At 49.1% G+C, this 12,145-nt stretch carries 11 protein-coding genes; 1 reads left to right on the top strand and 10 read right to left on the bottom strand.

Annotation, left to right across the window (positions count from 1 at the left end):
- Window positions 1–1,578 (top strand): glucosamine inositolphosphorylceramide transferase family protein (locus tag WBV27_RS12780; RefSeq protein ID WP_424202507.1); only part of this gene is annotated, 1,578 nt, incomplete at its 5' end.
- Between the two features lie 97 nt (window positions 1,579–1,675).
- Here WBV27_RS12780 and WBV27_RS12775 read toward each other — a convergent pair.
- The 10 genes from WBV27_RS12775 to WBV27_RS12730 all read right to left on the bottom strand — a co-directional run bounded on the left by WBV27_RS12775 (window position 1,676) and on the right by WBV27_RS12730 (window position 12,115).
- Window positions 1,676–2,536 carry a glycosyltransferase family 32 protein gene (locus WBV27_RS12775; protein ID WP_424202510.1) on the bottom strand — a complete coding sequence of 287 codons (861 nt, stop codon included), beginning with the start codon at window positions 2,534–2,536 and terminating at the stop codon, window positions 1,676–1,678.
- Complete coding sequence (locus WBV27_RS12770) at window positions 2,505–4,028, bottom strand: lipopolysaccharide biosynthesis protein (protein ID WP_424202506.1); 1,524 nt, start codon at window positions 4,026–4,028, stop codon at window positions 2,505–2,507. The genes WBV27_RS12775 and WBV27_RS12770 overlap by 32 nt, the downstream gene beginning before the upstream one ends.
- A 77-nt stretch (window positions 4,029–4,105) precedes the next feature.
- Window positions 4,106–5,080: a glycosyltransferase family 2 protein gene (locus tag WBV27_RS12765; RefSeq protein ID WP_424202505.1), complete on the bottom strand. Its 975-nt coding sequence runs from the start codon at window positions 5,078–5,080 to the stop codon at window positions 4,106–4,108.
- 34 nt (window positions 5,081–5,114) lie between these two features.
- Window positions 5,115–6,164: a glycosyltransferase family 2 protein gene (locus tag WBV27_RS12760; RefSeq protein ID WP_424202504.1), complete on the bottom strand. Its 1,050-nt coding sequence runs from the start codon at window positions 6,162–6,164 to the stop codon at window positions 5,115–5,117.
- A gap of 445 nt (window positions 6,165–6,609) precedes the next feature.
- Window positions 6,610–7,821, bottom strand: a complete 1,212-nt coding sequence (locus WBV27_RS12755; protein WP_424202503.1) for an LCP family protein — start codon at window positions 7,819–7,821, stop codon at window positions 6,610–6,612.
- A gap of 337 nt (window positions 7,822–8,158) precedes the next feature.
- Window positions 8,159–8,941 (bottom strand): tyrosine-protein phosphatase, encoded by a 783-nt coding sequence (locus WBV27_RS12750; RefSeq protein WP_424202502.1) that lies wholly within the window; start codon window positions 8,939–8,941, stop codon window positions 8,159–8,161.
- Window positions 8,941–9,693: a CpsD/CapB family tyrosine-protein kinase gene (locus WBV27_RS12745; protein WP_424202501.1), complete on the bottom strand. Its 753-nt coding sequence runs from the start codon at window positions 9,691–9,693 to the stop codon at window positions 8,941–8,943. The genes WBV27_RS12750 and WBV27_RS12745 overlap by 1 nt, the downstream gene beginning before the upstream one ends.
- Before the next feature lie 12 nt (window positions 9,694–9,705).
- The gene (locus WBV27_RS12740) at window positions 9,706–10,443 is read right to left on the bottom strand and encodes a YveK family protein (protein ID WP_424202500.1); all 738 of its coding nucleotides are present in this window, start codon (window positions 10,441–10,443) and stop codon (window positions 9,706–9,708) included.
- A gap of 226 nt (window positions 10,444–10,669) precedes the next feature.
- Window positions 10,670–11,377 (bottom strand): CpsD/CapB family tyrosine-protein kinase, encoded by a 708-nt coding sequence (locus tag WBV27_RS12735; protein WP_424202499.1) that lies wholly within the window; start codon window positions 11,375–11,377, stop codon window positions 10,670–10,672.
- 3 nt (window positions 11,378–11,380) lie between these two features.
- Window positions 11,381–12,115, bottom strand: coding sequence for a YveK family protein (locus WBV27_RS12730; protein ID WP_424202498.1), 735 nt, complete (start codon window positions 12,113–12,115; stop codon window positions 11,381–11,383).
- Between the last annotated feature and the right edge of the window lie 30 nt (window positions 12,116–12,145).

Raw genomic sequence — 12,145 nt, 5'->3', positions numbered from 1 at the left:
GTCGATCCGGTTGATCCGGTTGATCCACCGGTCATCACGACACCTTCGCAATTGGTCAATCAAGTCAACACCAATCAACAAGTCATTTCCTTGACCATCAGTGATGTATCCAGTGCTGCCAACCTCCGCCAAATATTGGCGAATTTGGCACTGCTGGACGTCAAAGCGACCTTCTTCCTGAACGGGCTGACCGATCCGACTCTGATCGATGACATCCTTGCCCAAGGTCATGAGATCGGAAACCACACTTTCACCCAAGACGATGCCACCCAGATGACAACAGCCGAATTGACGGCCGATCTGAATCAATTGGAGCAACTTGTGAAAACGGCAACCGGCGAGAGCACAACACCTTACTTCCGCGCTCCGATGGGTGAAACGAACGCAACCGTATTGGCGACAGCAGGCAGCTTGGGCTACAGCTACACAATCGGTTGGACGATCGACACCCGCGACTGGTCCGGAACGCTTTCGGCCAGCCAAGTCAGCGCGGCTGTCCTGAACAATCTTTCCGCTGGAGCCATCTATCTGCTGCACGGCAACAGCTCCGCCAGCACAACACCAACCGCTCTATTGGAAATGATCACAGCCGCTCGCGCCCTTGGTTATCAATTCACGACCATAAGCGAGTTGCTTGCCTATGAAGGCGACTACAGCTACGTGGAACCCGAACCAGAATTCGTCATCCCTGAACTGGATGATTTCGGAAATGTCACCAATCCTGTCATCACCAGGAACGATGTGACCGATGTCACCAATCCACTGGGAACAGCCGATCCGTTCATCATCCTCGTCGACGGCGTCTACCACATGTTCTTCGAAATCTTGGAAGAGTATGACATCGCGACCCAAAGCTTCACCGATGGCGTAGCACACGCCTACAGTAGCGACCTCGTCAACTGGACCTATACCCAAATCGTCCTCAGCCCCGAAACTGATGGCATCCGGGCAGCCTACCCTAGTGTTTTCGAATACAACGAAAACTACTACATGGTTCCCGATCAAGCCGGAAATGTCGAAGCCTACTTTGCAACTGACTTCCCACTCGATTGGGATTATCACTCCACTTTGTTGGAAGGAAATTTCGTCGACACAAACGTTTTCGAAGTCGGCGGCACTTGGTATTTGACGACATCCGAACAACCTTACAACAGCATCTCCTTGTACTACAACACATCAGGCGACTGGCGTAATGGCGAATGGGAACTTCATCCGGCAGGACTCATCATTGAAGAGGACTGGGTGGAAAAAGGTTACCGCGGTGCCGGCAATCCATTCATTTTTGAGGATTATATCGTGATGCCAGTGCAGGTGACGCCAGTCGCCACCAACGTCTACGGTGAGTACACCACATGGTACAAATTGTCCGACCTGTCACCAACAACGGTGACCGTCGAGCAACTCGGTACAGCCGTCGAAGCGCAGCACAACGGTTCTTGGAACGACCTGGCGATGCACCATATCGCTCATGCCCCTTACGGTGACGGCTACATCTATGTTGTCGACGGATTTGCTTATTATGCAAGCGGAACTGGGCAAGCCGAATACACAATCGGTCTCTACACAGAAATTGCCTGATACCTGAATAGCAGACTGAAAATACAAAAAACACCATGCTTGCCGCATTAATCGCGGCAAGCGTGGTGTTTTTTGTATATATCGGGTGCTCGGCGGGTCATTTCCGGAAAATGCCGCCAACCTTCTTCAGCACTTTTCCAATCAAACCGCCAATATCGTTCCTTTCCAGGATATCCGGTACCGACAGGACATAATGCAGCCCCGTTCCGGCCGGTTTGCCGTAGCGTTCGATCAGGCGCAGTTTGCGTTCATAATTCTGCTTTTCCTTGTCTGACAGCCAGGATGCATTGTAGTGATGGATCGTGTAGGAATTTTCAGTCAGGTTCATCGCCCCAGTATAATAATCACGGGGGCAGAAATAGGCTTTCGGATAGATACTGATGCCTTCTATTTGCTGGAAGGTGTCGTTTTGTTTCAGACCCTTCTCCAACAGATAATCGGTCGTGTAATGCGGACTCGGCAAAGTGTTGAAGCTGCCGTCAGGCTTGATGAAGGAGACACCTTCGTAGACGTCGCGCATGGCTTTGATGTGCGGATTGCCTTTTGCGGCACCGAACCCTAATCCCAACGCGACAAACTTGCCGTCCTCGAAGCCCATGAAAGCTTCATCTTCCAGCAGCGGATCCATATTGCGGATGATTTCCACATCCGTGTCCAAGTAGATGCCGCCTTGCGTATAGACGATATCCAAACGTGCATAATCCGGCACGAACCCCCACTTCTTCACATCGTAGGCTTCCTTCATGTAGCGATTTTTGGCTATGTCATAATTGCTTTCGTTCCATTCGATGATTTCGTAATCCGGGCAGAACTTCCTCCAGCTTTCGATGCAGGCCTTGTCTTTTTCTGGAATCGGCGCACCGCCGAACCAGCAATAATGGATGATTTTCGGTATCTTCGTCATGAGTTTCCCCTTCCGTTTTCTTTTACTTGCGCAATACTTTTTTGACGATCGCAGCCCGTTCCTCTTTGTTCAAAAGGACAATGAAGTTGAAGGCGATCGCAAAGATGCTCGTCAGGATGCCGGCAAAAATCAGCATCAGCCAGCCATCGATCGGCAGGAAATTCCGGACCAACAGCGAGAATGCCGAAGCCACGATGACCGACAAGGTGTTCTTCAGGATGGATGGATAAAAGGCCGTCCATTTGATGTTCAGGCAACGTGCCCCATAAATCGGCAGGAAGAACAGTGAGCGGATCACCGCAAATGCTGTGCTTGTACCGGCAATGATATACAATTTCATAGTATCGTCAGTTGTGAACCGCAAAGCCACCAAGACGATGATGATCGTAACAATCGAGTTGGCGAACATGTAAATCGATGTCTGCTTGACTTTATTTGTTGCCGTAAAGAGGTTCCATAGCCCTTCCAAAGGCAAGACGAACATGAACTCGATACAGGACAAAATCGTCAGCATGTACAAGAGATGCGCATCCTGGGTCGGAACCCACAATCTGTAGAAGATCTCCCCGTAGGCGAACAGCGCCGCTACCGGAATGCAGGCGAACAAGCCAAGGAACTTGATCGAAGACATCAGTTGGTTTTTCATTTCCTTATAGTCCTTCTGCGCATAGCTGATGGTCAGTTGCGGCGCATAGACGCTTGCCAAAGTCCCGAACAAAGTCAGGATCGCGCTCGGCACCGTTTTGGCGACCGAGAGCACACCCATCGCAGCCGAACTGACGTACAAGTTCGTCACAAGCAGATCGAGACCGGTAGACAGGATCGAGCTCAAACGCGTGAAGCTGTTCCAGATGCCGGACGACAGCAGCACTTTGATGACTTTCACATCAAAGTATCGCTTCCGCACCTTGATTTCGGGAGTCAATTTGCGCGTGTAATGGACATTCCAGATGTAGACGTAAACGGTGGCCACAAAGGCGGCCAGACCGACATACCAGACTGAGGGAACGAAAAAGCTGAATGCCGCGATCAGCACCGCTACCCGCAGGATGTTGGAAATGATGCCCTGCAGCGAAGTCAGGTACAGCTTGTTGCGGACGAATGTCGCCACACTGTATGTCGACGAGATGATGCTGACCAGGAAATTCAGGAAAATGAATGCCCACAGCCATTGCACATCGATCAGAATCGCATCGGAAACATTGACGATCTTGTTCAGATTCAGGATGATGATGGCCGACGGAACACTCAAGACCAAGGCTGTAAAGATATTTGCGATGACAACCGAAGTGAAATAACGGTTCGACCCTTCCACATCATTTTCGGTGATCTTGATCGTGATGAAGCGGCTGGCCATCGAGTTCAACGCGACGGTGATGACCTGCGCGTAGCCGACGAAGTTGTTCGCCAAGCCGACGAACCCATACGCCTCACTGCCGACATGCTCCACAACGAACGGGGTCAACAGGAAGCTGATCCCCATCATCACGACGAAGCCGACGACCTGCGCGATCATATTGATGGCGAATTGTTTGTTTTTATCCACTGTAACCCTCTTTTCATTCAGGGAAAAAGCTGCAGCGGCACCGGAATAATCGGGAGCCGCCGAAAGCATTCCCCTGATTACTTCGTTTTTTTATAAGTGCGGTAAGCCCAAGCGATCGGTCGCTCATAGGACAGATAGGTATTGTACAAAAAGGCCAATTTCGAACGGCCAGTCCGTTTCAAAGCATTACGCGCCTGTTTGAGGATGTCTCTGACCGTTTTTTTCGGCTCGGTCTCCTTGCGTGCATCCAATTGCAGATTGACGGATAAAGCTTCGGAGAACAGCGACTTGTAGGTGTGGTCACTCAGTTCCGGCCTGCCCACCTCGTGGAAAAAGGCTGCCCGTTCAAGCAACGCTTCCATATAATCAAGTTTGTTCTGCAGCCGGAAGCCGGTTTCTCCCATGATGCTGTCCTCGCGTTGCCAATAATAGTAGAGCGGCTTTTTCGAAATCGCTGTCTGCGGCGCAAAATGGAACAGCTTGTAGGTCGTGAATTCGTCCTCATGCAGTCTGCCCACTGGGAAACGGATCGTTTTGAACAGGCTTGCCTCAAACAGTTTCCCGCAGGCCATGACCAGTTGCGGATGGAAGTCATCGCCCAAGTCGATGTATTTCGCCAGAATAGCGTCATTCTTCATGACCGTCACCATTTCCGGTTCGGTCACCACTGGCAACTCCTCTGTTGTTGTCTTAAGGAAATTGCAGAGCGAAATGGCGCTGCCGGTTTCCATCAACAGATCGTACAGATAGGCAATGTACTCTGTCGGAACCCAATCATCACTGTCCAGGAAGGTCAGGTAAGCCCCCTTCGCTACAGCGATGCCGGCGTTGCGGGCGTCCGACAGCCCGCCGTTCGCTTGATGGATGACCGTGATGCGGCTGTCCTTTTCGGCATAGTCATCGCAGATTTTGCCGCTGTTGTCCGGAGATCCGTCGTCCACAAGAATGATGTCCAGATTTTTGTATGTCTGTGCCAAAATCGAATCCACGCACCGGGGCAAATAAGCCTCGACTTTGTAGACCGGCACGATGATGCTGATCAATTCGTTCATCTCAATACCCTTTCTTGTTGCCCTTGATGGCTAATCAGCCTTTGCCCAGGGCAGCTTTTATTTTGTTGAATACGCTGTAGTACAGATAAAGTGTCACGCTCGCTTTTCTCTTCATCAGGTTCAGTTCCAGCTTTTTGCGGGACTCCACTGCCTCCAAATCGATTTTTCCGAGTGTGGCGGCCAATTCGTCATCTGCCAGAATCTTAGCGATGTTGCGGATTTTCTCGCGGAACGGGGCTGGATTGCCTTTGTGCGCCTCGTTCGCCAACGACAACAAAGCGATGATGATGTAGCGGTTGGCAAGACGCGTTGCCAATGCGCTCGTTTTGCCTTCGCGCACCAGCAACTCCTGCAGCTTCGCAAAAGCCTGTTTCTGTCGTTGATGGAAATGCGGCTTATAGGCCATCACGGTTGAGCTTTCATGGACGCGGTAATGGTAATAGGCACCTGCATCGATGGCGATCCGTTCGCATTTCAGGAAAGCTTCGACGCAGACAAGCAGGTCTTCCATAAAGGCGACTTCCTTGTCGAACCAAATGTTCTCCTTTTCGAGCAGATCGCGGCTAATCAGAAGCCGGCAGACGCTGCCCATTATGTCCGTTTCGCCGCTCCGGAAGCTCGGCTTGGCGATGACATTCGCAACTATTTCATCGAGGATGGCTGCCTTTTCGATGGCGCCTGTCTGTTTCATCAGAACGGGCACGGTGCCTTCCTTCGACTCCTTGACATAGTTGCACATGCAGATGTCCGCTTGTGCCGTCGTCAGCACCGAAAGCATGCGTTCATACATTTCTGTATCCACCCAGTCATCGGGATCGACGAAACCCACATAATCTCCGGTCGCTGCGCGCAGTCCGTCGTTTCGTGCTTCTGAAACGCCGCCATTCGGCTTATCGATCAGGCGGATTCGATCGTCTGTGGCGGCCAATCCCACACACACGGCCAGACTATCATCGGTAGAACCGTCGTTTATCAGTATGATTTCGATTTCCTTCAGCGTCTGCTCTGTCAGACTGCTGACGCATTGATTTAAATAAGGTGCCGCATTATAGACCGGCACGATGATGCTGACCCTTGGTTTCAACCTAGGTCCTCCTCCCAATCCTGCCGTGCAGGATGTATTGGCTAGCGCCGCACTTTCACTTACGGTGCGCGCAACAAGCCCATTACCTTCTAGTATAAGGTAATTACTAAGAATGAAAAAGGAAAAATAACAATCTTAACGAAATTGTAAAAGCGGATCGGGCAACAAAAAAGACGAGACACACATTCTCGTCTTTTTTACCATGCTATCATTGCCATTCTAATTCCGTCCTCAACACCTTTTGGACGCAGTTCAATTCCGCCCCGTCCACGAAGCTGTAGTAAATATCGTTGCGCGGCCGTCAATACGACCCCAAAAATTAGCCTCAATACCCAGACTGTTTTCTTGTTGTGGCCTTTTTGTTGCTCCACTATGTCTTCCGCTCTTTCTCGCAATAGCACAAAACACAGCCAATAGAGGTCTGTGTTTTGTGTCTTTTTCATTTTTAATAGCTGGAATCGTAGACAGGCGTCTCATCGTAAACCGGTTCTTCGTAGTAGGTTTCATCCGTATACGTGTCCTCTTCATAGGAATAAGGATCCGAATAGTTCGGTGTATAGACGCCGCTTTGATCATAAGTCGAAGTATCATCCGACGTCTCCGAATTGGAGGAATCGCTCTGATACGGTTGCGTGTCGTAGTCAGGTTCGTTCGTCGAGGTCGGAATCTCATCAAGCGTAATTTCCGGCAACTCCAGCTCAGCACGCAACATATTAGATAGACGCAGCCGTTCTTCCGGATTCACGTAATAATAATAAATTTCATCGATATAAACTTCCTGCCCCTCGACATAATACTGCTGGAAGGTCTCCAAGGATTTGCGGTAGCCGCTGGCGATCGAGATGATTTCATCCAAGCTGATGTTCATCTGGACATTGTTTTCTACCGTAGTCAGGATGTCCTTGTAGTTCACGACGGTGCCCATCGTCAGCACCTTGTCCAGGATCGCCTTGATGACCATCTGCTGCCGCTTCTGTCTGCCGAGGTCGCCTTCCGGATCCTGCTTCCTCATCCGCGAAAATTGCAGCGCTTCGAAACCGGTGAAGATACGCGTCTCGCCTTCGATGAACTGCGGGCCATAAAAATCGAAGGTCAGCGGACTTGTGATTTCGATCCCGCCGACCGCATCGACGATTTCCGTCAAGCCGTCGAAGTTCACTTCGACATAATAGTCGATCGGGATGTTCAGGAATTCCTGGACCGTATTAATGGACATTTCCGTTCCGCCAAAAGCGTAAGCATGGTTCATCTTGTCATAATAATCGCCGTAATAATCGTACACATCACTGTATCCGACTATTTCCGTATAGGTATCGCGCGGAAGGCTCAGCAGCGTCGTCGTCCGCGTGTTCGGGTTCACCGTGCAGACGATGATCGTATCGCTGCGTCCCGTCTCCGACCGTTCCTCTTCCGCCGAGCCGGTATCGGCACCCAACAACAGGAAGGAAATCGGCTGCGTTGCAGTCTCCACTTCGATCGATTCCTCTCGCTTCTCCACGACGCTCACTTCCGTGAAGATCGACTCAGCCGTGCTGCCGATGTCGGAATAGGCTTTTAATACATAGGCGATGGTACCGACCATCCCCAGCAACAGCACCGATAAAACACCCTTCAGAAGCCGCTTCTTTGTTTGCCTTCCTTTTCTGGTTTCATTCATCTTTTCCAAACCTCTTTCTCTTCGAATGGCCTGCCGTTTGGATGGAGCAGCACCGTCTCAGACCTGATCCCATTCCGATTTTGTTCTGATTTCTCTCCAACCAGCATACCTCCAGCAAGTATTTTACTGCACAAACCGTGCGTTATTCACCAATTCCACAAAAACAGCCCCACAATCCCACAACCCCTTCATTCGGATAGCGATTGCTGCATAATCCTAACTATAGTATCAATAAAACGCTAAACATTCAAGATGGTTTCGCCGTTCCCGGCCAAAATACACGCAAAAGAGCAGGATATTCAAGAATCCACAACGATTCAGGAATACCCTGCTCCTATTATTTCCGTTTTTTGAAGAAGCCGAACTTTTTTTTGCGGTTCAGAACAGCCATAGGCGCCTCGGTCTGCACAACGTCTCCGTTGATCATATCTTTGGCATTCTGCTGAAAATCCAACATCTTTCCGATCCCGAATTCACCATCCAGCTTATCGAAGGCTTCCCGCATATGGAAAGACCGACCTCTTGTATTGTGCGCATCTGACGCGATAATATGCACCAAGTTCGCTTCAATCAGTCTGCTGCTGAGCTCTGCGATTTCCTTCCCGAAGATTCCGACATAGCTGCTGGCAGTCAGCTGTGCCAATGCACCTCTCTCGATAAACGGCAACAGCACGTTCGGGTCTGCGATGACGGCTTGGTTGCGCTCAGGATGAACGATTACAGGCGTGATGCCCCTCTGCTGCAACTGAAAAAAAAGCGATTCCGCATAATGCGGAATCGACAGCGTCGGGAATTCGATCAGCAGATACTGATTATCCAAATCGGCAAAAAGGATATCATCGTTCTCCACATCCGCAAGCAATTCACCATTAATGCGCACTTCCTGTCCGGGAAACAACTTCAGCGCAAAGCCCCGTTTATCGAACTCTTCCTGCAGCTCGGCCGTCTTTTTTTCAACCAGATTTTTCACGTTTTCATAGCTGCCGTTTTTATGGTGCGGCGTCACAAGAATATGCGTGATGCCTTCAGCAACAGCCAGTTCAGCCATCGCTAAGGAATCATCCAGCGTCCGGGCTCCATCATCAATGCCAGGCAGCATGTGACAATGCAGATCGATCATCAGGCATCACCTTCGCTCTTAGCGCCATAACCATAGCCATAGCCGTAATAATCATAAGGACTGTAGCTGTTTGAATCGACACCATTGAATACGACACCCAGAATGTTGGCATTTACCATCTCCAACAGTTCCTTCGCATGATGGACAGCAGCCTTTCGGGAAACACCATGGCGAATGACGAAAATGACGCCATCCGTTTTCGTGGACATGATCTGCGCATCCGTCACGGAAGTGATCGGCGGCATATCATAGATGATGATGTCAAAAGCCTGCTCCAGCTTTCCGATAAGGGCAGTCATCCGATTCGAGTTCAACAATTCAGAAGGATTCGGTGGGATGGGACCGCTCGGCAAAGCGAACAATTTTGTTCCTTCGATTTGGCTGATTACATCAGCGGCTTCTTTGTTCTGAGAAGTCAACAGCGTAGTCAAGCCTTCGCTGTTGTTCAAGCCAAAGGTGCGTTGCAAGGTTGGCTTGCGCAAGTCGGCATCGACCAAAAGGACTTTTTTCCCCTGATCGGCAAAAACGGAAGCGAGATTTACGGAGACCGTCGATTTCCCTTCCCACGGACCGGAAGAAGTCACCACCAACGATTTCAAATCCTGGTCAACCATCGAAAATTGGATATTGGTGCGGATCGTTCGGTATTGTTCCGCAATAACTGATTTTGGCTTCATCATGGAAATAAGGCTCAAACCTTTGCGTTGCAGGCTATCCAATTTTTTGATTTTTCTTTTGTTAGATCCAAACATGCTCTGTCCCCCCTATACCCTTCTGTTTGTCTTGCGCGTCAGCTCTTCTTTTGTTGGCGAGAATCTTGTCGAAACAACCTCTTCTTCGCTCATCTGCAAAATGGCACCCAAGTTTGCCCAGCCCATCTGTTCGATGAATCTTTCGTCCTTTACGGTTTTATCCATGAACTCAGACAAGAAGGCCAAGCCAACCCCGATCATCATGCCGACCAGCAGCCCCAACACCAAATTCATAGGTGTATTGGGTGAAACGGCATTCGTATTTACGACCGCCTCCGAAAGGATCGTCACACTGTTGACATCCAAAATGCTACCGATTTTTTGCTCGAAGGAACTAGCCGTTGCATTTGCCAATTCTGCAGCCGCATAAGGATTTTCATCGGTCACGGTCACACCAAAAACAAGCGAGTCCGCTTCTGTCTGAACCGTTATCTTATTGCGCAATTGCTCCAAGGATATGTCAGAATCTGTATTTGCGATGACATCCTGTAAAATGATTGGTTCCTTGATTATGCCCTGATACGTATTGATCAGGCTCAAGTTCGTCTGGATATCCGTGTTCGTGATCGCCTGTTCCGCATTCTGGGTCTGATTCACCACGATTTTTGAAGTCGATTGATAAGTCGGCGTCACCAAAAAGAATGTATATAGTCCGGCAAGCAATAACCCCAACAAACTCCAAATGATGATTCTGCCGACCCGTTGTCTTATTATTGCACATATTTCAGATAAAGATATTTCTTCCTCCATGATTAACCCCCCGCTATCTACTTTTTATAAAAAATTTAACCCGTATGAGAATAAAAAGCCTAGATGCGACATCCAGGCTCGTCAACGTCTTTAATTGTACTATATCTAACAAAAAATAACTATAAATAACTAGAAATAAATAATAAAAGTATTAGTCAACCATTTTTGTCAACCATTTTTTTGATCCTTGCCTTCAATTTTGTTTGGATTTTATTTGGATATTGAATCAACTTTTCTTTTGATAATAATGGTAACGGCTTGCGTCTTCCGCATTGACGGGTACGCGGTTATAGACTGCTCCTAAAACATGGGCGTTCACCCGTTGTAACGCTTCCGATGCTTTCGCAGTATCCGCCTTGGTCGAAACCCCATGTTGAACAACAAAGATGGTACCCTCCGCACGCCCAGCCACAATCTGCGCATCCGCAAACCCTAAAAGAGGCGGCGTATCATAAATGATAAGGTCGAATTGCTCCTCGAATTCCTTCTCCAAATGGATCATCCGTCTGCTGGAAAGCAATTCTGCCGGATTTGGCGGCGTAGGACCGCCTGTTAAGACCGACAAGTCGGCCAATCTAGTGGCTTGCACATAATCCTGGACAACGCCTGTCGGATTGTTCAACAAGTCCGTCAGTCCATGCACATTAGGAAGAGCGAAATGTTCATGGACGGTCGGTCGCCTGAAATCACAGTCGGCCAACAAGACACGTTTTCCTTGTTGGGCGATTGTGATAGCCAAGTTGATGGCGACAGTTGACTTGCCGACGTTATTGCTTGCCGAAGTAATCGCAAGCGAACGGAGACTAGTGTCCACCAGGGAAAAACGGATGTTCGTCCGAAGCACACGGAACTGCTCAGAGATGCCAGCAGACGGCAACGCCATGGTGATGGCAGCGCTCTGGGGAGATGATTGACTGTTTTTTCTTCTGAACATGACTTAGCCTCCGATCCGATCTTGTGCCGTTTCCAGCTCATTAAATTGGGTTATTGCTGCGAATTCTTCCTTTTTTATCTCTGATACGACGCCGAGGTCCAGCCAGCCGATCTTCTGCGAAATAAATTGGCTGTCCTTCAACGTATTGTCCATGAAAGTTTGCAAGAAGGCGATGCCTACACCCAGCATGGTTCCGACCAACACCCCCAGCACCAGATTCATCGGCACGTTCGGCGAAATCGGATTGGCATTGACGGTGGCTTCTGAAATAACCGTGACGTTTTCGACGTTCATGATTTTTCCGATGCTTGTCTGGAAGGTCGCTGCAATCTCATTTGCGATGGTGGCTGCTTCAGTCGGACTCGTCGTGGTGACTGTCAAAGAAAATACCTGTGAATCTGTGTTCGAGCTGATGGATACCATACTTGCTAATTGCCCAACGCTGTAGCTGGCCTCCAATCTTTCTTGGACTTCTTCCAATATCACTGGCCCTTTGATGATGTCTTTATATGTACTGATCATCTGCACATTCGTATTGATGTCTTCAAGTTGAATTTCACTGAGTGTATCAGACTTATGATTCACCAACATTTGGGTTGTTGCGGCATAAGTCGGGGTCACCGCAAAAAAAGTGTACAAAGCTGAAACCGAAAGCCCAAAAAATGCCAAAATAGTGATTAAAAAAATTCGCTGTTTCAGGATTTCGAATATCTCGCTTAATGATATTTCTTCTTCCATAAATGTTCCTCCGGTTAATGTGAGATAGGC

This window comes from Trichococcus sp. (genome assembly GCF_049589555.1).
Taxonomy (GTDB): domain Bacteria; phylum Bacillota; class Bacilli; order Lactobacillales; family Aerococcaceae; genus Trichococcus.
This window is presented reverse-complemented; position numbering and strand designations above follow the sequence as displayed.

Excerpts from the sequence above, each read along its gene's own strand:
- WBV27_RS12765 (WP_424202505.1), bottom strand. The coding sequence starts at position 5,080 with ATGAACGAATTGATCAGCATCATCGTGCCGGTCTACAAAGTCGAGGCT.
- WBV27_RS12755 (WP_424202503.1), bottom strand. The coding sequence starts at position 7,821 with ATGAATGAAACCAGAAAAGGAAGGCAAACAAAGAAGCGGCTTCTGAAG.
- WBV27_RS12750 (WP_424202502.1), bottom strand. The coding sequence starts at position 8,941 with ATGATCGATCTGCATTGTCACATGCTGCCTGGCATTGATGATGGAGCC.
- WBV27_RS12745 (WP_424202501.1), bottom strand. The coding sequence starts at position 9,693 with ATGTTTGGATCTAACAAAAGAAAAATCAAAAAATTGGATAGCCTGCAA.
- WBV27_RS12740 (WP_424202500.1), bottom strand. The coding sequence starts at position 10,443 with ATGGAGGAAGAAATATCTTTATCTGAAATATGTGCAATAATAAGACAA.
- WBV27_RS12735 (WP_424202499.1), bottom strand. The coding sequence starts at position 11,377 with ATGTTCAGAAGAAAAAACAGTCAATCATCTCCCCAGAGCGCTGCCATC.
- WBV27_RS12730 (WP_424202498.1), bottom strand. The coding sequence starts at position 12,115 with ATGGAAGAAGAAATATCATTAAGCGAGATATTCGAAATCCTGAAACAG.